The sequence below is a fragment of the Glycomyces sp. NPDC046736 genome (genome assembly GCF_040645615.1).
Classification (GTDB): Bacteria; Actinomycetota; Actinomycetes; order Mycobacteriales; family Micromonosporaceae; genus Glycomyces.
In genome coordinates this window covers 344,837-369,900 of sequence record NZ_JBEYYO010000002.1, presented here as the reverse complement: position 1 = coordinate 369,900, position 25,064 = coordinate 344,837, and the positions used below count along the sequence as shown (strand labels likewise).

Annotated in this window: 25 protein-coding genes and 1 pseudogene; 3 read left to right on the top strand and 23 right to left on the bottom strand. The window is 66.9% G+C overall.

Features of this window, described 5'->3' with window-relative positions; all coding sequences use genetic code 11:
* Position 1 precedes the first annotated feature (1 nt).
* The 7 genes and pseudogenes from nuoF to AB0B28_RS03560 all read right to left on the bottom strand — a co-directional run bounded on the left by nuoF (position 2) and on the right by AB0B28_RS03560 (position 6,292).
* The gene (gene nuoF / locus AB0B28_RS03590) at positions 2-1,321 is read right to left on the bottom strand and encodes an NADH-quinone oxidoreductase subunit NuoF (RefSeq protein WP_360115926.1); all 1,320 of its coding nucleotides are present in this window, start codon (positions 1,319-1,321) and stop codon (positions 2-4) included.
* A gap of 8 nt (positions 1,322-1,329) precedes the next feature.
* On the bottom strand, positions 1,330-2,028 hold the full coding sequence (gene nuoE / locus AB0B28_RS03585) for an NADH-quinone oxidoreductase subunit NuoE (RefSeq protein WP_360115836.1): 699 nt from the start codon (positions 2,026-2,028) through the stop codon (positions 1,330-1,332).
* A complete protein-coding gene (locus AB0B28_RS03580; RefSeq protein ID WP_360115833.1) occupies positions 2,025-3,359 on the bottom strand; it encodes an NADH-quinone oxidoreductase subunit D in 1,335 nt (444 codons plus the stop codon). Before AB0B28_RS03580 ends, nuoE begins: the two co-directional genes overlap by 4 nt.
* Positions 3,356-3,985, bottom strand: a pseudogene (locus tag AB0B28_RS03575) (NADH-quinone oxidoreductase subunit C); the annotation flags it as partial. The gene AB0B28_RS03580 and the pseudogene AB0B28_RS03575, both read right to left, overlap by 4 nt.
* Positions 3,986-3,996: 11 nt before the next feature.
* Positions 3,997-4,632: an NADH-quinone oxidoreductase subunit B family protein gene (locus AB0B28_RS03570; protein WP_360115831.1), complete on the bottom strand. Its 636-nt coding sequence runs from the start codon at positions 4,630-4,632 to the stop codon at positions 3,997-3,999.
* An 11-nt stretch (positions 4,633-4,643) separates the two neighbouring features.
* Positions 4,644-5,003: an NADH-quinone oxidoreductase subunit A gene (locus tag AB0B28_RS03565; protein ID WP_360115828.1), complete on the bottom strand. Its 360-nt coding sequence runs from the start codon at positions 5,001-5,003 to the stop codon at positions 4,644-4,646.
* Positions 5,004-5,005: 2 nt separating this feature from the next.
* The gene (locus tag AB0B28_RS03560; RefSeq protein WP_360115825.1) at positions 5,006-6,292 is read right to left on the bottom strand and encodes a geranylgeranyl reductase family protein; all 1,287 of its coding nucleotides are present in this window, start codon (positions 6,290-6,292) and stop codon (positions 5,006-5,008) included.
* 446 nt (positions 6,293-6,738) lie between these two features.
* Here AB0B28_RS03560 and wrbA point away from each other — a divergent pair, with 446 nt between their 5' ends.
* The gene (gene wrbA / locus AB0B28_RS03555; RefSeq protein WP_360115822.1) at positions 6,739-7,359 is read left to right on the top strand and encodes an NAD(P)H:quinone oxidoreductase; all 621 of its coding nucleotides are present in this window, start codon (positions 6,739-6,741) and stop codon (positions 7,357-7,359) included.
* A gap of 70 nt (positions 7,360-7,429) precedes the next feature.
* On the opposite strand, the gene AB0B28_RS03550 is transcribed toward wrbA, so the two are convergent.
* On the bottom strand, positions 7,430-8,563 hold the full coding sequence (locus tag AB0B28_RS03550) for a DUF6183 family protein (RefSeq protein WP_360115819.1): 1,134 nt from the start codon (positions 8,561-8,563) through the stop codon (positions 7,430-7,432).
* An 876-nt stretch (positions 8,564-9,439) separates the two neighbouring features.
* Between AB0B28_RS03550 and AB0B28_RS03545 the strand changes: the two genes are divergently transcribed.
* Positions 9,440-10,933 carry a DUF222 domain-containing protein gene (locus AB0B28_RS03545; RefSeq protein WP_360115816.1) on the top strand — a complete coding sequence of 498 codons (1,494 nt, stop codon included), beginning with the start codon at positions 9,440-9,442 and terminating at the stop codon, positions 10,931-10,933.
* 345 nt (positions 10,934-11,278) lie between these two features.
* On the opposite strand, the gene AB0B28_RS03540 is transcribed toward AB0B28_RS03545, so the two are convergent.
* The 15 genes from AB0B28_RS03540 to AB0B28_RS03470 all read right to left on the bottom strand — a co-directional run bounded on the left by AB0B28_RS03540 (position 11,279) and on the right by AB0B28_RS03470 (position 23,496).
* Positions 11,279-11,713: a HEAT repeat domain-containing protein gene (locus AB0B28_RS03540; RefSeq protein WP_360115814.1), complete on the bottom strand. Its 435-nt coding sequence runs from the start codon at positions 11,711-11,713 to the stop codon at positions 11,279-11,281.
* A 168-nt stretch (positions 11,714-11,881) separates the two neighbouring features.
* The gene (locus AB0B28_RS03535) at positions 11,882-12,268 is read right to left on the bottom strand and encodes a hypothetical protein (RefSeq protein ID WP_360115811.1); all 387 of its coding nucleotides are present in this window, start codon (positions 12,266-12,268) and stop codon (positions 11,882-11,884) included.
* An 8-nt stretch (positions 12,269-12,276) separates the two neighbouring features.
* Positions 12,277-12,744 carry an HAD hydrolase family protein gene (locus AB0B28_RS03530; RefSeq protein WP_360115808.1) on the bottom strand — a complete coding sequence of 156 codons (468 nt, stop codon included), beginning with the start codon at positions 12,742-12,744 and terminating at the stop codon, positions 12,277-12,279.
* A 55-nt stretch (positions 12,745-12,799) separates the two neighbouring features.
* Entirely contained in the window at positions 12,800-13,705 is a 906-nt protein-coding gene (locus AB0B28_RS03525) for a hypothetical protein (RefSeq protein WP_360115805.1), read from the bottom strand.
* A 77-nt stretch (positions 13,706-13,782) separates the two neighbouring features.
* Positions 13,783-14,358 (bottom strand): hypothetical protein, encoded by a 576-nt coding sequence (locus AB0B28_RS03520; protein WP_360115802.1) that lies wholly within the window; start codon positions 14,356-14,358, stop codon positions 13,783-13,785.
* Complete coding sequence (locus tag AB0B28_RS03515) at positions 14,355-14,861, bottom strand: hypothetical protein (RefSeq protein WP_360115799.1); 507 nt, start codon at positions 14,859-14,861, stop codon at positions 14,355-14,357. Before AB0B28_RS03515 ends, AB0B28_RS03520 begins: the two co-directional genes overlap by 4 nt.
* 110 nt (positions 14,862-14,971) lie before the next feature.
* Positions 14,972-15,595: a hypothetical protein gene (locus tag AB0B28_RS03510; RefSeq protein ID WP_360115796.1), complete on the bottom strand. Its 624-nt coding sequence runs from the start codon at positions 15,593-15,595 to the stop codon at positions 14,972-14,974.
* Positions 15,592-16,167 carry a hypothetical protein gene (locus tag AB0B28_RS03505; protein ID WP_360115793.1) on the bottom strand — a complete coding sequence of 192 codons (576 nt, stop codon included), beginning with the start codon at positions 16,165-16,167 and terminating at the stop codon, positions 15,592-15,594. The genes AB0B28_RS03510 and AB0B28_RS03505 overlap by 4 nt, the downstream gene beginning before the upstream one ends.
* 20 nt (positions 16,168-16,187) lie before the next feature.
* The gene (locus AB0B28_RS03500; RefSeq protein WP_360115790.1) at positions 16,188-18,029 is read right to left on the bottom strand and encodes an alpha/beta hydrolase; all 1,842 of its coding nucleotides are present in this window, start codon (positions 18,027-18,029) and stop codon (positions 16,188-16,190) included.
* 6 nt (positions 18,030-18,035) lie between these two features.
* Positions 18,036-18,407 (bottom strand): hypothetical protein, encoded by a 372-nt coding sequence (locus AB0B28_RS03495; protein ID WP_360115787.1) that lies wholly within the window; start codon positions 18,405-18,407, stop codon positions 18,036-18,038.
* Between the two features lie 137 nt (positions 18,408-18,544).
* Positions 18,545-19,003, bottom strand: coding sequence for a MarR family transcriptional regulator (locus AB0B28_RS03490; RefSeq protein ID WP_360115784.1), 459 nt, complete (start codon positions 19,001-19,003; stop codon positions 18,545-18,547).
* An 84-nt stretch (positions 19,004-19,087) separates the two neighbouring features.
* Positions 19,088-19,726 carry a class I SAM-dependent methyltransferase gene (locus tag AB0B28_RS03485; RefSeq protein ID WP_360115923.1) on the bottom strand — a complete coding sequence of 213 codons (639 nt, stop codon included), beginning with the start codon at positions 19,724-19,726 and terminating at the stop codon, positions 19,088-19,090.
* 764 nt (positions 19,727-20,490) lie between these two features.
* Positions 20,491-21,729 (bottom strand): amidohydrolase family protein, encoded by a 1,239-nt coding sequence (locus AB0B28_RS03480; RefSeq protein ID WP_360115781.1) that lies wholly within the window; start codon positions 21,727-21,729, stop codon positions 20,491-20,493.
* A gap of 9 nt (positions 21,730-21,738) precedes the next feature.
* Complete coding sequence (locus AB0B28_RS03475) at positions 21,739-22,839, bottom strand: adenosine deaminase (protein WP_360115778.1); 1,101 nt, start codon at positions 22,837-22,839, stop codon at positions 21,739-21,741.
* A gap of 36 nt (positions 22,840-22,875) precedes the next feature.
* Positions 22,876-23,496 (bottom strand): DUF4272 domain-containing protein, encoded by a 621-nt coding sequence (locus AB0B28_RS03470; protein ID WP_360115775.1) that lies wholly within the window; start codon positions 23,494-23,496, stop codon positions 22,876-22,878.
* A gap of 426 nt (positions 23,497-23,922) precedes the next feature.
* Here AB0B28_RS03470 and AB0B28_RS03465 point away from each other — a divergent pair, with 426 nt between their 5' ends.
* Positions 23,923-24,993: a hypothetical protein gene (locus AB0B28_RS03465; RefSeq protein WP_360115772.1), complete on the top strand. Its 1,071-nt coding sequence runs from the start codon at positions 23,923-23,925 to the stop codon at positions 24,991-24,993.
* The last annotated feature ends 71 nt before the right edge of the window (positions 24,994-25,064 follow it).

Below are 25,064 nucleotides of genomic sequence, written 5' to 3'. Positions count from 1 at the left end.
TCTAGTGCGCTCCGATCTTCTCTGCATCGAAGGGGGCGGGTTTATTGCCTTCGATGTAGTCGAGGTAGTCCTGGCGGAAGAACTTCAGCGACGAGGTGACGCAGGAGGTCGCGCCGTCGCCGAGGCCGCAGAAGGACCGGCCCAGGAGGTTCTTGCAGGCGCTCTCCAGGAGCTTGAGGTCGCCGATGGAGCCGGTGCCGGAGAGGATGCGCTCGTAGACGCGGACCATCCAGTAGTTGCCCTCGCGGCACGGGGTGCACTTGCCGCAGGACTCGTGCTGGTAGAACTTCAGCCACCGCCAGCACGAGACCACCGGGCAGTCCTGGTCGGAGAAGATCATGACCGCGGTGGTGCCGAGGATCGACCCTGCCTTGGCGACGTTGTCGAAGTCGAGCGGGACGTCGATCGAGTCGGCCGAGAGCATCGGGGTCGAGGACCCGCCGGGGGTGAAGAACTTGAGCTCGTGCCCGTCCTCCATGCCGCCTGCGAGTTCGATGAGTTCGCGCAGCGTCGTGCCCAGCGAGCACTCGTACTGGCCGGGGTGCTTGACCCGGCCCGAGAGCGAGTAGATCATCGTGCCCGCGGCGTTCTCGGAGCCGAGGTCCTTCCACCACTGCGCGCCGCCGAGCACGATGTGCGGGACGGCGGCGATGGATCCGACGTTGTTGATGCAGGTGGGCTTGTTGTAGAGCCCGTGCGTGGCCGGGAACGGGGGCCGCAGCCTCGGTTGGCCCCGCTTGCCTTCGAGCGAGTCGAGGAGCGCGGTCTCCTCGCCGCAGATGTACGCCCCTGCGCCCGAATGGATCACGACGTCGAGGTCGAATCCGGAGCCGAGGATGTCCTTGCCGAGGTATCCGGCCTCTTTGGCCTCGCGCACGGCGTTGCGCAGGCGCCGGGCGGCGTGGATGGCCTCGCCGCGGACGTACACGAACGCGCGGGACGCCTTGATGGCGTAGGAGGCGATGATGACGCCTTCGATGAGCGAGTGCGGGTCGTTCATCATCAGCGGCAGGTCCTTGCAGGTGCCCGGCTCGCCTTCGTCGGCGTTGACGACCAGGTAGTGCTCTTGGCCGTCGTCGGGCACGAACTGCCACTTCATGCCCACGGGGAAGCCCGCGCCGCCGCGTCCGCGGTGGCCGGACTCCTTCATGAAGGCGATGAGGTCGGCTTCTGAGTAGCCGAGGGCCTTGCGCAGGGCCTTGTAGCCGTCGAGCTGCTCGTAGACGTCGATCTTCCACGCGCCCGGGGACATCCAGCGCTTGGTGACGACGGGCTTGAGCTTGTCGAGGACGTCCTCGCGGGGCCTTCTGGGAGCTGGCACGGTCACGCTCACTTCGCTTCCTCGGGCTCTTTGGCCAGCAATGGCGCGGCGGGGTCGAACGGGGGCGCGGTGATCCCGGCCTCGGCGGCCAGGCGGGCCCCGGCCAGCGTGGCGTCGCCTTGGGCGTTGCCTTCGAGTCCGGCGGTGCGCTCCTCGTCGAATCCGGCGAGTTGGACGGAGGTCTCGCGCAGCGTGCACAATGGAGCGCCGCGGCTGGGGACCGGGCGGCGCCCTTCCTTGAGCTCGCGCACGAGTTCGAGGGACTTGTCCTCGTCCATCTCGTCGTAGAACTCGTAGTTGACGGTCACGACGGGCGCGTAGTCGCACGCGGCGAGGCATTCGGCGTGTTCGAGCGTGATCTTGCCGTCGGCGGTGGTCTCGTCGTGGCCCACGTCGAGTTCGCCGCTCAGGGCGTCGAACACCTGCTGGCCGCCTTTGGCGCGGCAGAGGGTGTTGGTGCACACCGAGACCAGCCAGTCTCCGGCCGGTTCCCGCTTGTACATGGTGTAGAAGGTCGAGACCGCCTGCACTTGGGCCTTGGTGATGTCGAGGACGTCGGCGCAGAACGCGATGCCGTCCTCGGAGACGTAGCCGTCGTGCGACTGCACCAGGTGGAGCAGCGGCAACAGCGCCGAGCGCTCGCGGCCCTCGGGGTAGCGGACGAGGATGGCCTCGGCCTGCTCGCGGATCTTCTCGGGGTAGTTCACCTGTCGCAACCTCCCATGACCGGGTCGAGCGAGGCCCCGCCCGCGATGACGTCCGCCAGCAGTCCGCCCTCGGCGAGGGCGGGGATGGACTGGAGGTTGATGAAGGAGGGCTCTCGCATGTGGACGCGGAAGGGCCGGGTGCCGCCGTCGGAGACGGCGTGGATGCCCAGCTCCCCGCGGGGTGCTTCGATCGCGGTGTACACCTGCCCGGCCGGGACCCGGAAGCCCTCGGTGACGAGCTTGAAGTGGTGGATCAGCGCTTCCATCGACTGGCTCATGATGTGCCGGATGTGGTTGAGGCTGTTGCCCGAGCCGTCGCCGCCGACGGCGAGCTGCGCGGGCCAGGCGATCTTCTTGTCCTCGACCATGACCGGGCCCGGTTCGAGCTTGTCGAGGGCCTGCGTGATGATCTTGAGGCTCTCGCGGATCTCTTCGAGCCGCACGAGGTACCGCGCCCAGGCGTCGGCCCCGTTGTGGGTCGGCACTTCGAAGTCGTACTCCTCGTAGCCGCAGTACGGCATGGTCTTGCGCAGGTCCCAGGGGAGCCCGGCCGAGCGGAGCACCGGGCCGGTCACGCCGAGGGCGAGGCAGCCGGAGACGTCGAGGTAGCCGACCCCTTGGGTGCGTTCCTGCCAGATCGCGTTGCCGGTGAGCAGGCCTTCGTAGTCGTCGAGGCCCCTGGGCATGTAGTCGACGAACTCGCGGATCATCTTGACGCCGCCCTGCGGGAGGTCTTGCGCTACGCCGCCGGGGCGGACGTAGGCCATGTTCATGCGCAGGCCGCACACGGCTTCGAAGATGTCGAGGATCTTCTCGCGGTCTCTGAAGCCGTAGATCATCATCGAGAGCGCGCCGAGCTCCATGCCGGTGGTCGCCAGGGCCACGAGGTGGGAGCTGATGCGGTTGAGCTCCATCATGATCACGCGGATCACGTCGGCTCTCTTGGGCACTTCGATGCCGAGGAGTTTCTCGACGGCGAGGCAGTAGCCGGTCTCGTTGAAGATCGGGGCGAGGTAGTCGGCGCGGGTGACGAACGTGGTGCCCTGCGTCCAGGTCCGGTATTCCATGTTCTTCTCGATACCGGTGTGCAGGTAGCCGACGATGGGGCGCACCGAGCGGACGGTCTCGCCTTCGAGCTCGCAGACCAGGCGGAGCACGCCGTGGGTGGAGGGGTGCTGCGGGCCGAGGTTGATGATGAGGCGCTCTTCGGAGACCGGGTCGACCGAGGCGACGAGTTCGTCCCAGTCGCCGCCGGTCACGGTGTAAACGCGGCCCTCGGTGGTGTCCCGTTCGGCCGCGTAGGCGTCTTGGGCGTTCTCTGTGGCGGTCACTTGTAGGCCCTCCGTTCGTCCGGCGGCGGGATGTGCGCGTCGCCCTTGTACTCGACCGAGATGCCGCCGAGCGGGTAGTCCTTGCGCTGGGGGTGGCCCTCCCAGTCGTCGGGCATGAGGATGCGGGTCAGGTGCGGGTGGCCCTCGAAGATCACGCCGAACATGTCGTAGGCCTCGCGCTCTTGCCAGTCGGCGGTCGGGTAGACCGCGGTCACCGACTGGACGGTGGGGTTGTCGAGGCCCACGGCGGTTTCGAGGCGCACCCGCCTGCGGTAGGTCAGCGAGGTCAGGTGGTAGACCACGTGGAGGCGGTTGCGCTGCTCGGGGTAGTCCACACCGGACACCGAGTTGCACAGTTCGAAGCGCAGGCTCTCGTCGTCGCGCATGGCCTTGCAGACCTCGGCGACCCGGTCGGGGGCCACGTGGATCGTGAGTTCGCCGCGGTCGACGATCACGGCGCGGGCCACGTCGTCGCCGAGCAGTTCCCTGAGGGCGGCGAGGATCTCGTCGAAGTAGCCGCCGAGCGGCTCGGGGGTCGAGACGATCTCGTAGGTGCTGGGGCTCTGGCGGACCAGGCCGCCGAAGCCGGAGGTGTCGCCGGTGCCCTTGACACCGAACAAGCCCTGTTCTTGATCGCTCATTTCCTGGCCACCGCCTTCCGGATGCGCAGCTGCTCCTCGGTTCCGGCCTTGACCGCCTCGGTCCATTCCTTCTTGCGCTGCTTGTCGAAGCGGTAGGAGGAGGGCATCGCGCCGGGCTTGACGACCGGTTCGGGGAGGTCGGCGAGGGCCTGCTTGCGCTTCTCGCCGAGGGGCTCGTGCATGACCTTCTCGTGGAGCTTGAGGATCGCGTCGAGGAGCATCTCGGGGCGGGGCGGGCAGCCGGGCAGGTACATGTCGACGGGGACGACGTGGTCGACGCCCTGGACGATCGCGTAGTTGTTGAACATGCCGCCGGAGGTGGCGCACACGCCCATCGACAGCACCCATTTCGGTTCGGGCATCTGGTCGTAGATCTGGCGCAGGACCGGGGCCATCTTCTGGCTCACCCGCCCGGCCACGATCATGAGGTCGGCCTGCCGCGGGGAGGCGCGGAAGACCTCCATGCCGAAGCGGCCGGTGTCGTAGCGGGCCGCGCCGGTGGCCATCATCTCGATGGCGCAGCAGGCGAGGCCGAAGGTGGCGGGCCACATCGAGGACTTGCGCGTCCAGTTCACCAGCGCTTCGACGGTGGTGAGGATGATGCCCTGCGGGAGTTTCTCTTCTACACCCATTGCGTTGTGCCTCAGTCCCAGTCGAGTCCGCCGCGACGCCACTCGTAGGCGTAGGCGACGAACAGCGCGGCGATGAACATGAGGACGGCCCAGAACCCGAAGATCCCGAGCACGTCGTGATGGACGGCCCACGGCACCAGGAAGATGATCTCGATGTCGAAGACGATGAACAGCATGGCGGTGAGGTAGAACTTCACCGGGAACTTGGTGGGCCCGGACGTGGTGGGCGCGGGCTCGATGCCGCACTCGTACGGGTCGGCCTTGGCGCGGTTCCTCCGGTAGGGCCCGGCGATGCGCGAGGCGACGACCGAGACGACGCCGAAGCCGAGTCCGATCGCGAACATGATGACGACCGGTACGTACACTTCCATCCTCAGAACCTCCTTCCGATAGCGGGCGTGACGATCCGCATCCCGTTGACGATCCGGTCGGCGGCGTCCCGCCCGGGTCGGTCGGTGAGGTTCGCCAGCAGTTTCAGTACGACGCGCATGAGCGCGGGACGCTTGAGGCCGTGCTCGGTGCACAGCTTCATGACCGCGGGGCGGCCGATGAGGTGCACGAAGATGCCGCCCATCCGGTAGTACGAGCCCCAGAGCTCGTCCATGCGGGTGGCGTAGGTCTTCAGGATCGCTTCGCGCCGTGGGACGTTGGGCGCGCGGAGGGCCGCGGCGACGACGTCGGCGGCGGTCTCGCCCGCTTCGATCGCGTAGGCGATGCCCTCGCCGTTGAACGGGTTGACCATGCCGCCGGAGTCGCCCACGAGCATCAGGCCCCGGCTGTAGTGCGGGGTCCGGTTGAAGCCCATGGGGAGCGCGGCCCCGCGCACGGGCCCGTCGGCGCCTGCCTCGTCGGTCAGGCCCCATTCCTCGGGGGTGTTGGCGAGCCAGTCGCGAAGCAGCGCGCGGTAGTCGGTCTTGCCGTAGCCGGCCGAGGAGTTGAGCACCCCGAGGCCGACGTTGACGCGGCCGTCGCCCAGGCCGAAGATCCAGCCGTAACCCGGTTGCAGCACATCGGGTTCGGCGGCGGTGCGCAGCGCCAGCCAGGATTCGAGGTAGTCGTCGTCGTGCTTGGCCTCGGACTTGTAGTACTGGCGGACCGCGACGCCCATGGGGCGCTTCTCGTCTCGCTTGAGGCCCAGGGAGAGCGCGAGCCGCCCGGAGACGCCGTCGGCGGCGATCACCAAGGGGGCGTTGAACTGGACGTGCTCGCCGTCGACTTTCGCGGTGACGCCGCAGACGCGTCCGGCCAGGTCGAAGACCGGGGCGGTGACCTTGACGCCGCAGCGGAGCTCGGCTCCGGCGGCCACGGCGCGGTCGGCGAGGATCTGGTCGAAGTCGAAGCGGGTCCGGGTCAGGCCGTAGGCGGGGAAGTCTTCCAGGTCGGGCCAGTCCAGCTCGATGGCGAGGTCGTCGGCCACGACTCTCAGGCCGCGGTTGCGGATCCAACCGGCGGCTTCGGTGGTGTCGACGCCCATCTTGAGCAGTTGCGCCACGGCGCGGGGCGTCAGGCCGTCGCCGCAGACCTTCTCGCGCGGGAAGACGGTCTTCTCCAGCAGAAGCACGTCCAGGCCGCGGGCGGCGAGATGGTAGGCCGCGGCGGAACCACCGGGTCCCGCGCCGACGACGATGACGTCGGCATCCGGGGTTGCGTGAGTGGTCACGGGCGTCCTCTCAGGCGAATGGGGTGGTGATCCTAATAACGATCAACCCACTTGTGAAGCTATTCACAAGCGTTTGCCGCAAGTCTAGAACTCCGTTATCGACGCCCTGTCACTTAGGTCCGCCTAAGTAGTCATTATTCGAGGTCACGAACCGAACAGGCGTGCCTGAACCAGAGTTGCGGAAGCGAAGGAAGAGTCAATGGTGACGGCCGCCATCACCGTGATGAAGCCGACAATCGAGGTCACAGATGGCCTTGAATATCTCGAAACACTCTCGTAACAACCGGAGGAGTGACGCGTCTCAGGAGGCGGCCGGTTGCGCCTGCGCCGAGGTCAGGTGGCGAGTGCCACATCGTTCAAATTTGAACTTATGCCGCCGGGCCGCTAGGGTCGACTGAGTAATTCAAATCTGAACTACCCATCCTGAATTCCTGGAAGAGGACGAAATGACCGTCGCACCCGTGAAGCTCTCGGTGATCTTCTACTCCGCCACCGGCAACGTGACCGCGCTGGCCCGCCAGATCGCCGACTCCGCCGAGAAGGCCGGCGCCGAGGTGCGCCTGCGCCGCGTGACCGAGCTGGCCCCGCAGGCAGCGATCGACTCCAACCCCGCGTGGGCCGCCAACGTGCAGGCCAGCGCCGACATCCCCGAGGCCACGCCCGAGGACATGGAGTGGGCCGACGCGGTGATCCTCGGCTCCCCCACCCGCTTCGGCAACGTCGCGTCGCAGCTCAAGCAGTTCCTCGACACCCTCGGCGGCCTGTGGTTCCAGGGCAAGCTCGCGGGCAAGGTCTACTCCGGCTTCGCCTCTGCTTCGGGCAAGCACGGCGGCAACGAGTCCACCATCCTGGCGCTCTACAACACCTTCCACCACTTCGGCGGCATCGTCGTTGCCCCCGGCTACGCCAACGAAGCCCTCTTCGCCAACGCCTCCCCCTACGGCGTCACTCACTGGAACGGCTCCGACATCGACGAAACCACCCTCGCCGGAGCAGCCGCCCAGGCCGAGCGCGTCGTAGAGGTAGCAGCAGCCCTCAACGCAGGCCGAGCAGCGGTCGCCGCCTAAACAACCACATACAAAAAAGCGCCCGGCCAAACGGCCGGGCGTTTCGCTTGTATCGCGACTCGTGTCGGGGTCAGTCCGTATCCGTCGCGGCCAGGACGGTGACTTGTCGTGAATCGGGGGAGACGGCGACCAGCCCGAGGTCCCAGGCGACTCGCTCGAACCAGGGGGTGGCACCGCCGAAGCTGAACCAGTTCCAGGCCCCGACCTGGTGCTCCAACTGCGCGGGGGACGTCTCGGCGGCTGCGCCGACCAGTGCTGCGATGGATTTCCAGGCGTGCAGCCGCCCATAGGCGCCGAAGTCTCCGCTGTACGCCCCGCCCGTGGAGGCCGCTGCGAACAGTAGACGCCAGGCCCCGTTGGCGGTCGTGCGCGTCAAGCGAAAAGCGGATTCGTCGCTTGCGCGCTGAAGGCTTTCCATGCCCAGGGTTTTCAGCAGTTCGGGGACGGCGTCGGGTTCGACGGGCTCGGTGAGGTCGAAGGCGCGAGCCTCTACGCGGCCGTTGGAGTCCGCGATCCAGTTCTGTACCGCTGCAGGAGCATTGACACTGAAGGCCTCAGTAGTCGAATCAGTCACTGAGAGCGAGTATGAAGCGCCGTCGACAGTTTCGGGCGTTTCCCCGGACAGGAAGGGTGTGGAGACGACTGAGCTGCGCGTGGAGTATTGGGGTAGTGCGGGGTTCTTCTCGAACGCGGCCAATCGGTTCGGCAGGCCGCCTAGCGGGTGGGAACGCCAGTGCGGGGACTCTGCCCACTGGCGGATCGCCGGAACCGCGTCGATCACCGCCTGCCGGAGTACTAGCTCGTGAATCAGGCAGGCCCGCAGCTCGTCTGTTGCGACGGATCCGTCGCCGGTGAAGACAGGTGACAGGTCTTCGGGGGTTTGGGATGCGGCCAGCACTGAAGCGAAGAATTGGATGCGCTTCTGATCCGATTGCGGAGGTGCGAACAGCAATCGCAGCACCTGTTCCACATGGTGGGGCCCTGGCGTGGTGGCGAAAAGCCGCAGCAGGAACTTGAAAGAGGCATCGTACCGCCAGGTCTCAGGGGGGTTCGCCTCGACGTTCGCGGCCTTGACCGCGATCGCGAGATCGGCCACGAACTCGGCATCGCCCTCAGCGAAGCGTTGTTCGATCTCTTGGTATATCTCCCGAGGTTTCTTCAAGCGGGGCAACTCAGCAACGATCTGCTGGATTCGCGTACTCACACCTTGAGCTTAGTTCGCACTCCAGTGTGGCCATGGTGCCTGTTCATCAGCTGAACCCCTGCTATCCAACGCGGGACCACCGACCGACCCCCGAACACCGCTTCTCGAACCTGCGCGAGCAGGCCTTCACCAGATTCATGATCGAGTCGGCCGAACTCAGAGCGGCCCACTTCCAACCCGCAAAGCCCTACCTTCGAGAACGAGCACTCCGCCTCCTCCGCTGCCTGCTGGCAATCCTCACCTGCGGCCTCATCCCCATGCCCAGACCACCGAAGATGCCCGACTCCAGGCGACCCAGCACTCAGAAGAAGCCCAACTCCAGGCGACCCAGCCCGCAAAAGCAACCGGCCACCACGATGGCCGCCACCATAAACGGAGCCCGCACCGCCCGCAACCCTCACTGGCGCAACGTGCCTCGCCAGCACCGCCCCCGCCCGACCTACCGACCAAGCTCCTACATCACCCACCCTCATAGGCCACATAATCGCCCTCGACGCCCCAACTCCACGCCTGGTCGTCTCCGAACCCCTCCACACCGAATGGGCCCTCAACCACGAACAACCCCTCACCCACACCGCACAACAACTCTGGAACCAAACCACCCGAACCTGCAACAACTAACCAAAGAGCCGACTTTCGTGGCCGGGCTCGTTTGGGCCGGGGTTAGTGCGGCGGCGACAAAAGGGTGAGCGGCGGCCGGGGGTTTGTTTTCGTGGCGGGGTTGGGTTGGTGGCGCGGCGCGGCTTGTGGGGGCTGTGACCTGGGAATATGAGTAGTCTTTCCCCTTGTGGGTGATGACAGTGCGTTTGGGTGGTTCTATCATTGAACCAGTACAAGGAAGCGAAAACCACGATCTTGTTTGAGGAGGTGTTCCCGATGGCAACCGACACTGTGACCCGCACGGAGAAGTCCACTGCCATCCACACGCTCCTCGATGACGCCGCCACTGCGATCAACGATTTCCATGCCCGAGTACTTGCTGCGGTGATCGAGGCCCAAGCCTGGAAGATCCACCGGGATGTCGACGGCTACTCCGGGCTCCGCGATTGGCTCTGCGCGAAGTTCGACTTCCACACCCGCACCGCCGCCGATATCGCAGCGATCGCTCGCCTGTCGCGGAAGTTCCAGATCCTCTCGGGTGCTGCCACTTCAGGGGCGGCCAGGATTGATCAAGTGGCGTTCGCAGTCCGCCAACTCGACCGCACCCCTGCCATGCGCCTGTTCGCCCGCACCCCCTTCCGTGTCCCGGTGGCCTCCCCCTTCGACCCCTCAGTTTCCTGCGAGACGCCCGAACACCTCATCGCCCAGTACTGCGCGCACGCCCCGTTCAAAGACCTCCAGCGCCATCTCGATGAACTCGCCGCGCACCTGGCCGAGGAGACCGAGCTGCTCGAAACCCTTGGGGAGCAGTCCCTGCAATGGATCGAGCTGGTCGAACAAGGCAACGGCATGTGGTCGCTCTCAGGGGAACTCGCCGATGAGACCGGGCGGCTGCTTGACAAGTACTTGAAGACCGCCTGCCCGCCCCCGCGCCAAGAAGAGCAGGACAGTGAAGATGTGCTGCCTGCGAAGGCGAACCGGGATGCCGAAGCGTTGCACCAACTCCTGTCCGGCTACGGCACCAGCCCCGAGGCCACCACACGCCACGGCCACACCGCGACCCTGGACCTCGCCGTGGACATCGAGACGTTGCAGGGCAAGGACACCGACCGCCTCCCGATGCTGGAGGGCAAGCCGGTCTCGGTCGCTCAGGCCCGCCTGCTGGCGTGCGAGGCAGGAGTCATCCCCTCGGTGTTCAACTACGCCACCGGTGAAGCGATCGAACTCGGCCGAGCCCTGCGTCTCCCCAACACCGCCCTCCGCAGGAAGCTCGAACTCGAACAGCAGGGCGGGTGCGCTTGGTACGGATGCAACCGCCCGATCGCCTGGACCGAAGCCCACCACATCACCCACTGGGCCGACGGCGGCGACACCACCGCCGACAACCTCATCCTCCTCTGCCGCTTCCATCACGGGCGCATCCACACCCAAGGCTGGACGGTCGAGAAAACCGGCCCCGGCCAAGCACTCATCACCCACCACGACCACGACACCACCGGCACCGCCGCCAAGCAAGGCGCGACCGGGCAGACCGATTGTGGCTGCGAGGACTGGCGCACCGACCACGACATCGACGCGGAGAACCAAGACTCCGACTGGGATGTCTTCCCCACCGGCCTCTACCGAACCGAATGGCCCCCGACCATGAAACCGGACCTCGATGCCAGAGCCGAAGCCATCTCACGAGAACGAGCACACGCCGCCCTCAAGAAAGCCAAGGCGCGATGCAGGGAACGCTTCGCAAACCCAGCAGCTGAGAAACAGGGCTAAGACCCCTGGGGCACCAGCATGCCCAAAACCAACCCACCCCCCAAACCCGCGCCCAATCCCCGCCAGACAGCCGCAAACCCAGCCCCGCCCGGCCCCACACCTCGTTGTCGCCGCCGCACTAACCAGAACCCAACCCCACCGCAAAGCCGCAAAACCCGCCCAGCCCAACCCCACACCCCGTCGTCGCCGCCGCCGCACTAACCCTAACCATCCCCAAACCGGAAACCCGCAGAACTCCGCCCAGCCCGGCCCCCACCTCGTCGTCGCCGCCAAAAAGACCCGTGCCCACCAACCCCAGCAAGCCGAACCCCAACCCGACCCGACCTCCCCCTAAAGGCTGTCCCGCTATCGCCGGGCGTGGTTGCCGGGGTCGGTTAAGGGGCGCTCGGTGGTGAGCCTGTCTTGCACCACCTTGCGGATTTCGTCCCAGGCATCGGATGCAAGCATGCGCAGCGTCGCCTCCGCAGCGTTCCGATGGCTCGCGACTCGCAGCCGAACCGATTCGTCTGGGTCAACAGCCAGGCGACGGAGGATCCGATCGGGCGCCTTCCGTTTGCCGGCGACAACCAAGCGGACCGTCACGTCCTCGTCGCCCGCCAGAAGGTCGAGAACCTCCAGTGGCACCGTCTTGTTGTGCGCTACCCACTGCCGAAAAGCTGGATGGTCAGCGATCACCGCCATCCAGACCTCGAGAGGTGCTTCCTCGTGTGCAGCCCGCCGATACTCGGCGGGATCACTGCTCGATCGAAGCCTCACGAACTCTTTGGCCGATCCGATCATCACGCATCTCCTGGAAGAACGGTCCGCCATTACCTGGGACACATGGTCATATGGTGCCACGGTGCGTGTGGTGACAGCGGCTGAGACGTGTTGGATCGAGCCGTTCTCGGGGCTCCAGACCCGCCGTTCAACTCAGCACTTTCCCCTCCACACCGAACAGGCCTCAAGTTAGCTCGTGGAAGAAAGAGGATGGAAGTCGATCAGCAGACGCAACGCTGCGGCTTCCTTGTCCCGAGGAATCTCACGAAGTGCCCGAAAGCGAGCAAGCTCGATATCGAAGGTCGTTACTCGACCAAGCCTCGGCCCCGAGCAAGGCAGATACCAGAGCTGGCAACGCAGGGACTCGATCTCCGAGTCACCGGCCGCATTCCGCATGGCAGGGAGCAAGAACTTCGGCGACGCCGAATCCACCTCCGCCTCCAAAGCACCAGTTGAGCTCCACGCAGCCCCCCAATGTCGCTCCTTCGCAACCTCATGCGCCGCAACAAGCTCTTCCATCGCCAACATCTTGACCACATAGTCGACGTCACCAAGTTCAACGCTTGAGTACTGCATAGATCTCCTCATTCAGTCGCTTCGAAGAGCGCTTCGATCGCTTGGGCTACGCCGTCTTCTTGGTATGAGGCGGTTTGGGACTTGGCTGCGGCTTTGGCCTCCGGTAGGGCTCCGGCCATGGCGCAGGAGCGGCCTGCCCAGAAGGTGGCCGTCGGCAGTGCCTTGCGAGCCCGGCGGTGCAGTTCGCACACCGACTCGACCGCGATGGTGAGCCGCACTTCGATCGCGCCGCCGGCCAGATCATGCCAGATCGCACCGTTGTTGCAGATCGCAAAGTCGATCTCAGCGGCCAACCCGGGTACGACCGCAAGACCCGGCGGGGTCCGGGCGGTCACCGCAACCACGCTGATGCAACGCGCACGAGCCGCACGCAACGCCTCACGATTCCGCTCCGAGAGTTGGTGCTGCTCATCAAGAACGTGCCATCCAGATCGGTCGCGATCACTCTCCAGTTGTCCACAGGTTGAAGTATTCAAGCCCGCATCGCATCAACGCAACCGGTTAGCGCGGTTCGGCTGCCCCGGTTCGGGTTCAGTCCTGGCCGTTGTCGGCATTGCGGACGCAGCCGGTGGTGGCCCATAGGCGGGTCATGCCGGCTCCGACTTCGAACCCGATCCGGATGCCGTCTTCCCGCTCCGCATACAGGTCGTACACGCGGGAGTGGACTCGCTCATCGGAGATCTCCCAGCCGTTCTCGATGAGGCTCGCCTTGACAGCCTCGATTGCTCGCGCACCGGCTCCGGCGTAGGGCGAGATATTGACGACCGCCTTCGGGTCCTCGAACTGAAGGTCCACCTCGAACTCGATCCAGTCAGGGTCCTCGTGCCCACCATCCATACAGGCCTGTTCACCGCCGAAGTCCCGACGCGGGTCGGGCATACCCTCGACCTCGGCGAGGGCCGCGAGGATAGGCGCGAGGGCGCCGTCCAATCGCTCGCTTGCCTCACTGCTGTCGAACTCCCTTGCCGGACGGCGGTTGTCGAGATCGTTGGTTTGGTCGTTGAGGACGATCAAGGCGATCAGCAGGATCGTCGACGCCACAGCGATCACGATGTCGGCGACGACTCGACCGCGAGAACGCGGGCGCGCAGCGATCCTCGCCTTGTCCTCTCGGGCCCGTCCGTTGACCGCCGCGACGATCGCCAGAACAACGATCACAACGGCGACGCACCAACCGAGCGGCCCCCAGAGGATCGCCACCAACACTTGGACTGCTGATGCGGCGACCGCCAGCGCCAGGTAGACCGAACCTCGCGCAGTGATCCCAATGTTGCAGGCCGCCAAGAGCTGCAATGCGCTCGGGATGACGGTCAGGATGATGAATCCCAAGGTCATCGAATGATACTGAGCAGTGGCGTACCCGGACATCGCCCCAAGCCCAGTGGCGACCGGCAGTCCGACGAACCCGATCCCCGCATTGACCATGATCTGCACCACGAGCGCGAATCGTGCGCCCCCGTAGTAGCGCGGCTCCACGGGCACGTCAACCCCGGACGGCCTGTCCCCGTTCACGGTCAGTCGACGGGGTTGGAGCGGGGGCTTCGGTCGTTGAAGGAGTCGTTTTCCGGGGTGACGCCGCCAAGGGGGTCGGGGATGGTGAAATCGCCGTCGGCGATGAGGACACAGCCGGAGGTGAATTCTATGGTCGGGATATTTCGGAAGAAGAGTTTGGCGGCGACCTCTTCGCCTCGCGCTCTGACGGTCCAGAAGGAGCCGTCGCCGGCGAATTCCCGTTGGACTTCGTGTCCCATTTCAAGCCAACGGGTCTCGATCTGCGTCACCAGTTCATCCACGGCGGCGGGGTCCTCGGCGAGAGCCTCGGGGAAGCGATAGATCAGGTCGACTCGGGCGCCGTTCTCGGCGATCTGGTCGTCGTGCATGCCGTAGTAGCAGTTGTCGAGTTCGATCTCCCGCTCCTCGAAGCCCGGGAAATCCTCCAGGTCCGCGATGGTCTCGGCAACGAAGGCCTCCTGCTCGGCGAGGGTCTCGACATCGGTCCTGTCCTCATCGATCCTCGGACTGGAACAACTCGGCAAAACCAGAAATCCAGCAGCCGCGAGCAGGCCGATGCCTGTGCGTTTCAAGGTCATTCGCTCTCCCGGGGTCCGGAGTCGGAGAAGATGTCCTGTTCCGGCGGCACGCCGCCGACCGGTTCAGGAATCGTGAACTCGCCATCGGCAACCGCCACGCATTCGGAACCACCGCCCAGTGACGCCTCGATGAGGACCTTGCCGAGCACCGTGTAGTACAAGGCGATCCCGTCGTCCCTGGTCGCGCTCACATGCGTGATCGCCCCGGAGTCGTCGCGGTCGACCTCCACCTCGTGTCCTTCGACCTCCCAGATACTCGCCAACTCCTCCGGATACGTCTCGCGAACCAGCGGGTCTTCCCAGCTCGGCTCGGGGAACTCGTATCGCAGATGAACGGTGTCATGCCCTTCGAGCGTCTTCTCCACATCGACCCCGTAGTAGCACCCCCGCAACTCCACACTCCGCGCCGCGAAGCCCGGAAAGTCCGACAGCTGCGCAACCGAATCGGCTACGAACCCCTCCATCGCGGCAAGCGCGGAGACGTCGTCGAAGTCCTCGTTCACTCGCGGCCCCGAGCAACCACCCGCGCCGAAGGCGAGCATCGCGAGGGCGGCGAACTTGACGAGATGCTCAGCGGTGCGCCGAGTGCCTTGGCGCCGAAATCGAGTCCGAGTCATTGCTGCTCTTCGGCAGCGGGGATGCCTTCGGGGAAGAATTCGGCGACTAGGTCGTGTTTGCTGCCGGGTTCGACGCCGCCGAGCGGGGGAACGTACTCAAGCTCGCCGGGATCGCTCACGGGCACGCACCCTGAGGTGATCATGATCGGCACCTTGTGGGCCACACGGTAAGTGATCTGAAGCTGGTTCTCGTCGCTGGAGACGACCAGGCTCCTGTCGGTGCGTTCGTCGCCTTCGACGGCGTGGTCGAGCTCGACCTCGTAGCCCTGCTCGACCCAGTGGTCTTTCAGCAGGTCCACGTACTCCTCGCGAACGAGCGGCGTCGCCGCGTCGGCCTCGGCGAACGTGTACTCGATCTCGACGCTCACATAGTCGGGATCTTCGACCCCGTCATGGCTGCACGGGTGATCGAGCCACAGCCGCCGTTCGAAGCCGGGGAAGTCCGGCAGGACCGCGACCATGTCAGCGGCGACCGCTTCCATCGCCACGAAGGCCTCGGCCTGCGTGTACATCGACTGGGGCGGTTCATCGCCGCCGCCGATCCCGTCCACCACCGAGCACGCCCCGGTCGCCAGCAGGACCGCGGCTGCCGCCGCCATCACCGAATGCCGCTTCCTCACAGCTGATCCTCGAAGTCATCGGGAGAGGCGAAGGGGTTGACGGCCTCCTGCTCAGGAATACCGTCGGGGAAGTACGAGCTGACCAGGTCTCGCCGACCGCCGGGCAGGATGCCGCCAGTGGGCGGAACGTATTCGATCTCGCTCAAGTCGCTGACCGGGACGCAACCCGAACGGACCCGGACCGACGCGTAGAAGGCGACTGAGTACCAAAGCTTGACGCCGTCCTCGGGCCGGTAGGCGACGAGGTCGTGATCGGTCCGGTCGCGGGATTCGAGGGGACGGTCCGCCACGATGCGCAGGCCGAGCCCGAGCCAATGCTCGCGCAAGGCGTCGATGTACTGCTCGCGTACCTTCGCCGTCTGCGAGTCCTCCTTGGAGAACCGGTACTCGATTTCGACATTGGTGTAGCGCGGATCATCGACACCGCCTCGGCTGCAAGGAGTCTTGGCCCAGACGCGCCGCTCGAAGCCGGGGAATTCGGGGAGCGCCTCGACCAGGTCCGCGACTGCGGCCTCCATCGGCGCGTACGCCGTCGCCTGTGTGTAGGCGGATGCGGGCGGCTGTTCGTTCATGTTCTCTTCCACTGGCGGGTTCATCGCACCATGTCCTCCTGACCGGTGACGATGTGCGCCTGGTTGCTGCGGCTGATCTCGTTGTTCGCTTCGCCCGGTTCACTGCCGTCGTCCCAGTAGGAGCTGTGGTTCTCGGTCGCGCCTTCCCAGAACTTCCACCATTCGGTTTTCTCCCTCGGCGAGTCGCTGGTAAAGGTGTTGCCGCCGAAGCTCTCGTTCACCGGCGCGTTGCCGTGCACCGGGCCGTACTGGATGACGTCCTCGTCATTGGTTGAGGCCCATACATTGCTCTCGTCGACCCCGAGCGCGGATGCGGTGTCGACCCCGACTCCAGGAGAGCCGATGAACACGAGGTTGTCTGCCTCGACGCCCTGCGTCGCTGCGGCGGTGCCGACCATCGTGGTGCCATATGAGTGTCCGGTGAGCGTCAGGTTCGACGGCTCGCCTTCGGCGGTGGCGCGAACGCCCTGCGTGAACCTCTCCAGGGCCTTGGAGCCGTCCTCGGCCCACTTCGACTGCATGGCCTCGGGAACGATCGAGTCCGGCGCGTCGTAGCCGAGCCACAGCACCGTCGCGGTCTCGGCGTCGCTGGCGTTGTCGGCGTCGCGCGCCATCGTCTCGGTGCGGTCCATGAGGCCCCCGCTGGCGCCCGCGAGGTTGCCGCCGGTGCCAGGCACGTAGGCGTTCACGTTGTCGGCCGTGTCGGGGTTGCCGATGGAAACGACCGCCTTGCCGCTGCCTTCGGTGTCGAAGCCGAGCAGGTAGTACTGCTGGTCGGTGATCCCGTAGACCTTGGGGCTGCCATCCTCGTTCGTGATGTGCTCCTGGAGCCTCACCAGATCCGACCGGTCGCCCTTCAAGCCGTCGAGCTCTTCCTTCGCCCGCTCGTATTCGTCCGAGTCGGGGTCCATGCCCGCCAAGGCCTGTTCCTTCGCCGCGATCTGCGAGTCCAGGCTGTCGATGTTGCGGTCCAGCAGCACCCGGTTGGCGGTGTCGCGGTACTCGGTCGGGATGCCGTCGACCGGGCCGACCCATTCGGGGTGTTCCTCAAGGAGCGCTTCGCGTTCGGCGTCGCTCAGGTTCTCCCACCACTGGTTGACCTGCTCGGGCGACATGCCGGACGTGCCCTCGGCGATCGCGCGGGCCTCGTTCGCGACCTCGTCGGAGACGCCCTCCTTGTAGTCGTCAATGAGGTCGTCATAGGTCGCGCCCAGATGCGGCGGGAGCTCGGTCGGGTTGTCGCTCATCTCCGAGAGCGCCGCGGCCGCGTCGTCGTCGGCGTCGTGGGCCCTGGACATGACGGCGCGGAGCCAGTCCTGGTACTGGCCGGCGAGGCCGATCGCGGTGCCGTAGAGGTCGACGCTGTTGAACAGGGCCTTGAGGGTGTCCCAGTCCCAGAACCCGCTGGGCTTGGTGATGCCGACCATGTCGCACAGCCACTGCGGCGGATCCAGCGTCAGGATCGCCTGGTGAAGGCCGCCCGAGAGGTTGACGTCGTATTCCTTGTGGGGGCCTTCGATGTCGAAGTCGCGGCTCTCGATGAGCGGGATGAGCTCCTTGAGCTCGTTCTGCTCGGCCTCGAACGCGTCGGCGGCCTCATGCAGCGTCGTGGCGATCCGCGTGGTGGCGTAGTCGGAGAGGTCGTCCTCGTACCGGTCGGCGGTCAAGGTGATGTGCTCGCGCACCTGCGTGGCGGTGTCGGACTCGAAGTTCTCGACCGAGAGGTGCCCCTCGACGACGTCGGCCCGCAGCCGCTCGGTCTGGTCGAGCATCGTCTCGACATGGGACTTCCACAGGTCCCCGAGCGCGCGCACCGCGCCGCAGTCGAGGTCGCGCAGCTGCTGCCAGGTCATCTCGCTCATGCGCGGCTACCAGTCGGGCCGGGAGGAGGCGGTGGCGTTGGCCCGGTCGGGGTAGATGTCCCCCGCGACGCTGGCGAAGGTGCCCGCGTTGAAGTCGTCGACCTCGACGGCCTCCTGGGCGCACACGGCCAGGTACTCGCCGGTGTTGCCGAGCAGGCCGGTGAAGCCGCCCGCGCGGTGGATCTTCCACCACTCGCCGGCCGCTTCGAGCGCCGGGCCGAGCGCCGTGCTCGCGGCGGTCAAAGGAGCGGCGGCGTCGGCGTTGGAGGCGACCATCGAATCGGTCTGGGACTTGACGTCGGCCTCGATCTCGAACAGGACGGCGACCGATTTGTGGACTTCGTCGGGGTCCAGCGTGAACACGTCAGCGCCGGCCATCGCCGACCTCCAGGAGGTATGGAGTTGACATCGGGGCTCCTCGGGGGTCCAGGGGAGTTGATGAGATTCGCCCCACTATACCGAGAGTCCGCAAGCCGCGACTGCACCGATATCGCGCCCAATCGGACGCGGCCCTCTCAGGCCTGGATGCGGCCCAGGAGGCGCTTCGCGAGCGCTCCCAGTTCGCGCACCTCGACCTCGTCGAGCTCGTCGAAGATCAACTGCCGCACCAGGGTCACGTGCCCGGGCGCGGCGGTGGCGAGGCGCTCGCGGCCGCCGTCGGTGAGGGTCGCCAGGGTCGAGCGGCCGTCGGTGGGGCACGCGAAGCGGGTGATGAGCCCTTCGCCCTCAAGGCGCCTGGCCACATGGGAGAGCCGCGAGAGCGACCCGTTGCACACGAACGCGAGATCGCTCATGCGCATGGTCTGGTCGGGGGCGTGTTCGAGCCCGGCCAGGACCACGTACTCGAAGTAGGAGAGCTCGGCGTCGCGCCGCAACTGCCCGTCCAGCGCCCCGGGCAGACGCATGACGACCCCGATGAGCGCGAGCCAGGTCTCCATCTCCGCATCGTCGAGCCACGGGGCAGCATCACTCATGGCACCAGCTTAACTTCGATACTTGACCGGTCAAGCAACCCGACCCCGCGCCTGATCGGATCGGATCGAGCCACTCGGAGTTCGCTACTTGAAGCCGCGGTGCATCGCGACCGCTCCTCCGGCGAGGTTGCGCCAGGCGACCTTGCGGAAGCCGGCGGCCACGATGCGGTCGGCGAACTCGGATTGGGTGGGCCAGACCAGCGTGGATTCGGCGAGGTAGCGGTAGGCCTCGGGGTCGGAGGCGACTCGGGCGGCCACGCGGGGCATGACGTGCTTGACGAACACGCCGTGGGCCTTGCGGTAGGGCTTCCAGACCGGCTGGGAGACCTCGCACAGGACCAGGCGCCCGCCGGGGGCGAGGACGCGGAGGATCTCGGCGAGGCAGGCGTCGAGGTCGACCACGTTGCGGATGAAGAAGGAGCCGGTGACGGCGTTGAACGCGTTGTCGGCGAACGGGAGGTGCAGCGCGTCGGCGTTGACCAGCGGGACCTGGCGGTCCTGGTGGGCCTGGAGCATCCCCAGGGAGAAGTCGGCGCCGATGACGTCGGCGCCGGACTTGGCCAGCTCGACGGTCGAGACGCCGGTGCCCGCGCCCAGGTCGAGGCAGCGCTCGCCGGGCTGGAGGCTCAAGGCCTCGCGCACGGACTTTCGCCAGCGCTTGTCCTGCCCGGCGAACATGAGGGTGTTCGTGCGGTCGTAGCCCGGTCCGACCCGGTCGAACATCGCGGCGATGCGGCCGGGTTCTTTACGCGGGGTACTCGCTTCGTTCGCTTCGATCACCTCGACAGCCTTGCACAGGGCGCAGAAAAAATCCGCCGGAGCCCTGTCGGTGTGGGCCCCGGCGGATCAAGGGGTTATATCGGGCGCGCGCGGGGTTACACGGCGTGTGCGGCCACGAGGGTGCGGGGATGGGCCGCGCACTCGCCCGGTGAGGAGATTCGGGGTCCGACCTGATCTGACGACAGTGCTTGTGGCGCAAAGGAAACGGTGATGCGGTTCGGGTGTGGACCTGGCACCTGCGCCTCCTCGTCGTCGTCGGTTCGGACCGGCGCAGTGGCGCCGCTCGCCCGGCTGGGACGTCGCTGAGAGTTCCCCCGAGTGCGGCCTGCGCTACAGGATTACCTTGACGCATGCGGGCTGTGATGTCGATCTATGAAGCCGAACCGTTATCGCGCGTAACCCTTCCGATAACTACGGCGTGGGGGTTGTCACAAAGAGCGGCCGCCTCGTCACGAAAGCCCGATAGCGCTGGTTTGCGGCGCTGTTGCGGTGGTTTCGGAGCCCTTGCGAGGCGAAGCCCGTCCGAAGAAGAGAGAGGAACGGCGGGGCGCGCGGTGCGCGCCCCGCCTTCTCCAGGGGATACACGGAGAGGAGACCTCTCCTGTGAATCAGGCTCGGGGGCCCCGTTCGTCACAGGGGCCCCATCGAGCATCGCGGACCGGGCCGGGATCGGCAAGGTCCGATATCGAAGCGTTATGGAGCGTTCCTCAGCGTTCGATGAGTTCGCCCTTGAGCACGGTGGCCTTGCAGTTGCCCGCCGCGCCCTTGACCAGGGCCGCGTACGGGTCGCCTTCGGTGTCGACGGCGAACAGCGCGAGGTCGGCGCGCGCGCCGACCTTGATCTGGCCGATGTCCCTGCGGCCGAGGGCTTTCGCGCCGCCTTCGGTGGCGGCCCGGACGATCCACTCGTCGAGCCCGGCGCCGTCGTCGCCTTGCGCCAGGGCGAGGCGGCGCAGCAGCGGCCATTCGGCGGCCACGTCGAGGTCGGGGGCCGAGGCCCGCGAGTCGGTGCCGACGGCGACGGCGTTGCCTTCGGCGCGCAGCGCGGCCACGGGCGGCTCGCCGGCTTCGAGGCGGGCGTTGGAGCGCGCGCACAGGGCGATCACGGTGTCCTTGGCGCGCAGGATCTCCCGGTCGTCCTCGTCGAGGTGGACGCCGTGGGCCACGTGGGCGTCGGCGCCGAGCCAGCCGACCTTCTCCATCTGCGCGGCCGGGGAGTGCCCCGCGCCGCCGTCGCCGAGTTCGAGGTCGAGCCCGGCGCGGCGGTTCATGAACGCGAACGGGCCCGAGCCGCGGCGCACGAACATGTCCTCGTGCGTGGTCTCGGCCAGGTGCGGGTGGAGGCGGATGTCGAGGGTGCGGGCCAGTTCGGCCAGGCCCTTGCCGACGTTGGTGCCCAGCGTGTAGAGGGTGTGGGGGCTGATCCCGACGGCGATGTCGGAGTTGTTGACCGCGCGGGATTCGGTGACGACCTCCCGCCAGGGGGTGCGGCGCACCTCCCACGCGGCGTCGTCGATGAAGCAGGCCTCCCAGTAGGCGACCCCGGCGAGGCTTGAGGCGAAGAGCGGTTCGAAACCGGCTGCGGGCGTGACGATGTCGGCCACGGCGGTGACGCCGTTGGCGATCGACTCCTCGATGCCGAGCCGCACCGAGGCCTTCCAGGCGTCGTCAGCGGTCTCGGGATTGCGCCGCGCGAACTCCTGGATCCACTCGAAGAACTCCTTCTCGTTGCCGTACATGTCGGCGAACGCGGTGTAGCACAAGTGGGTGTGGGCGTTGACCAGGCCGGGCAGGAGCACGCCGTCGAAGGCGGTGGTCCCTTCGGCTTCGGGGGCGTCGGCGGCGGGGCCGACGTAGGCGATCCGCCCGTCGTCGACCCCGACCGCGCCGTCGCGGATCGGCTCGGTCGCGATGGGGACGACGACGGGAGCGGTGTAAACGTGCATCAGCCGAGCTTACTCAGCGGCAGTGCCGGTCTCCAGTGCCGCGTAGGCGGGGCGGATGACCTCTTCGATCATGCGGCGCCGCTCGGGGTGGTGGACGAACGCGGCCTTCATCGCGTTCTCGGTGCAGCGGCGCACCTCGGCCCAGCCCCAGCCGAACGTCTCCGACAGGAGCTGGAACTCCCGGGAGGTGCTGGTGCGGCTCATGAGCCGGTTGTCGTTGTTGACCGTGACGCGGAAGCCGAGGTCGTAGAGGGCCTTGATCGGGTGCGTCTCGATCGACTCGGCGCCTTCGGTCTGGAGGTTCGAGGACGGCGCGACCTCCAGGGCGATGCGCCGGTCCCTGATGTAGTGCGCGAGGTTGGAGAGCTTGGCCTCGTCGCCGGTCAGGTCGATGTCCTTGATGAGCTGCACGCCGTGGCCGATGCGGTCGGTGCCGCAGACGGCGACCGCGCCCCAGATCGACTCGGGGCCGCAGGACTCGCCCGCGTGGATCGTGAACGGCATCGACTCGCGCTTGAGGTAGGCGAAGGCCTCGGCGTGGCGCTCGGCCGGGTTGCCGATCTCGCCGCCGGCGATGTCGAAGCCGACGACGCCCTTGTCGCGGAAGGACACCGCGAGTTTGGCGATCTCCAGGGTGCGGTCGGCGTGGCGCATCCCGCACAGGAGCGTGCGGACCTTGATGGGGTTCCCGGCCTTCTCGGCGAGGCGCTCGCCCTCCTCGAACCCGGCGAGGGTGGCCTCGACGACGCCTTCGAGGCTGAGCCCGCCGAGGAGCTGCTGCTCGGGGGCGTAGCGGATCTCGGCGTAGACCACGCCGTCGGCGGCGAGGTCCTGCGCGGCCTCGGAGGCGATGCGGAAGCAGTGCTCGGCCTTCTGCGACACCGCGATGGTGTGCGCGAAGGTCTCCAGGTACAGGTCCAGGGTCCCCGAGTCGGCCGCGGTGAAGAACCACTCGGCGAGCGCGTCGGGTTCGGTCGCGGGCAGCTCGTGGCCGATCTCGTCGGCGATCTCGATGAGCGTTTCGGGGCGCAGGCCGCCGTCGAGGTGCTCGTGGAGGACCACCTTGGGGGCGGCGCGGAGGTCGTCGTGGGACAGCGGCGTCGAATTCATCCTATGAATATAGTCCTCGGATGAACCGAGGCCGCCTCACAGCCGGACTTCGTCCCAGTGGACGGGCCGCTCGTCGGCGAAGACCACGGCCCATTCCAGCGCCCAGCGCCGGTGCCACACCAGGTTGTCGTCCACGCCCCTAGGCGGGGCCTGCCCGGCGCGCCGGGCCTGGTCGCACAGCCAGTCGAGGCAGTAGTAGAGGTCGAGCATCTCGGCCACCGCGCCGGGGTCGCGGGTGGGGGTGAGCTGGCGGTCGCGCCAGGACCCGAAGGACTCCGGGCGCCGCAGGTCGGGCAGGAGCTCGGGGAGCTCCTCGGTGCACGGCACGGCCGGGTCGAGGTCGTCGACGAGGCCCAGCAGCCAGGAGACGGTGTAGAGGCTTTCGAGCTGATCGGCGTAGCGCTCCCGCTCGCCGCGGCCGCAGGCGATGAAGCCCCATTCGTCGGGGGCGAGGTGGTCGAGCACATGGGCGTCGAGGAGCCAGCGCATCGCCAGTTCCTCGGGCATGTCGAAGACGCGGGCCTGGACGATGTTGAGGATCGCCGCGCGCGCTTCGAGGTGGCCCCTGGAGCGCAGCCGGGGCAGGCGTCCGGAGGGGAACGGCAGCGGGAACTGCGCGGGAGGCGCGGGGATGCCGAGGGCACTGAGTCCGTCCACTGTTCGCAGGCGGACGCTCCGGGGGTCTGAGATCACCGTCGGCATATGGCTCCCTGCCACTTTGGGGTTCACCTGTGGGGGCGAGTGCGCAGTCACTCGGAAGGGTAATAGTGAAGAACTGTAGCGTCCGACACATGCCACCGTCAACGCGGGCACAGGAAATTCTTACCTGCAAGTAGGCGTGTTACGCAGGGGTTTCATCGGGGCATGAGTGAGGCGCGAATGTCCTGGGGGGCGAAATGCCCCGGGTTGTTGACAGTTTTCCGGCGAAGCAGTGTGGAGGCGCACAACGGCGCGAGCTCGACAAGCGCCGCGAAGGCGATGAAACCGACGCCCCCGGGCAACCCGGCGTACCGCGACGAGCGTCGTAGTGGTGTTGAAATCACAAGATTCCGACACTCCGCTTCCCGAAGGGACGACGCCACGATGTCAACCACGGCGAAACGAAAGATCAACGGCCGCAAGGCATTCATTGCGGCGACAGCCGTAGCCGCCGCAGCGGGCGCGATCACGCTGCCGGTCCAGGGGGCCGCGGCCGCCGAGACCGGGGCGCCGACGTGCGAGATGACGACACTGCCCATTCCGGACGGTCAGCTCTTCACGTTCACCACGGGCATGAGCGACGACGGCTCGGCCGTCGTCTACCGCGGCTACCCGACCGACGGCGGGTACGAGCGCTTCCCGATGATGTACATCTTCGGCGAGGCCCACGCGGTCCCGATCCCCGGCGAGGACCAAGAGGTCAGCGACGTCAACTCCACCGGTTTCGGTTCGGGGTCGACCTACATCGACGGCAGGGTCCTGCCCTACATCGTCCAGGAGGGCAAGGTCGCCCAGCTGTCCTGGGAGGACGGCGGCGAGGCCAACGGCGTCAATGAGCAGGGCGACGTCGTGGGCGCGCGCGGCCAGTATCCGCAGGTGCCGGTGTTCGCGCCCGGGTTCGAGGGCACGGTGATCGACCTGCCGCTGCCCGAGGGCGCCGGTTCGGGTTCGGCCAGCGAGATCAACGACGAGGGCGTCATCGTCGGCTACTACGAGGACGCCGAAGGCGACTTCGTGCCCTACTGGTGGGACGCCGACCTCAACGGCGCACCGCTGCCGATGCCTGAGGGCGTCGACCCGGACGAGGCGCACGCCTACGCCTCGGACATCCAGGGCGACTGGGCTTCGGGCTTCCTGAGCGCGCCGGGCCTGGACGCGGTGGGCGTGGTCTGGAACCTCGCCGAGGGCACCGCGCACGTCACCGACCTCGAAGGTCGGGCCACGGTCAACGCCAAGGGCACCGTCGCGGGCGACCTGTACCCGAGCGCGGCCTTCCAGACCTTCGGCGGCGAGGTCGTGACGCTGCCGGGCGTCGCGGAACCGTCCGACGACCACTTCGGCGACCAGGCCGACCAGATCAGCGCCGACGGCACCACGATCGCCGGCAGCGTCTACGTCGGCCGCGACGAGAACGACCGGCACCTCCTCAACGCGGTCGTCTGGACCTGCGAGTAACACACATCGAACGAGGCCCGCCCGACTCACGAGCGGGCCTCGTCGCGTCTATTCCCTTGTGTCACAACGCA